Source organism: Paracoccus sp. S4493 (assembly GCF_000967735.1).
Classification (GTDB): domain Bacteria; phylum Pseudomonadota; class Alphaproteobacteria; order Rhodobacterales; family Rhodobacteraceae; genus Paracoccus; species Paracoccus marcusii.
On the sequence record NZ_JXYF01000469.1, the window covers coordinates 1 to 250 of the forward strand.

Annotated in this window: 1 pseudogene; it reads right to left on the reverse strand. The window is 72.0% G+C overall.

Going from position 1 to position 250, the window contains the following annotated elements:
- Positions 1-235 (reverse strand): annotated as a pseudogene (locus TW83_RS18530) (hypothetical protein); the annotation flags it as partial.
- Positions 236-250 lie beyond the last annotated feature (15 nt).

The window sequence follows — 250 nt, forward strand, 5'->3', positions numbered from 1 at the left end:
GGCGGGCCGTCAGCCCGTCGAAATGGCGCAGGAAGTGATGCGCGGTGTCGCGAAAGATCTCGTCCTCGCGCAGCATGGTGGCGGCGATCTCCAGCGCGGGCTGGTGGTGGATGCCGCCCAGGGCCGCGACGGCGCTGCCGCGCTCACCGGCGGCATAGCGGCGCCAGACGTCGGGGCGGGCCATCTCCGGCGGCAGGTCGTCCATGTAGACATCCTGGCCCGCCATCAGCGTCACGACATCCTGCGCGGC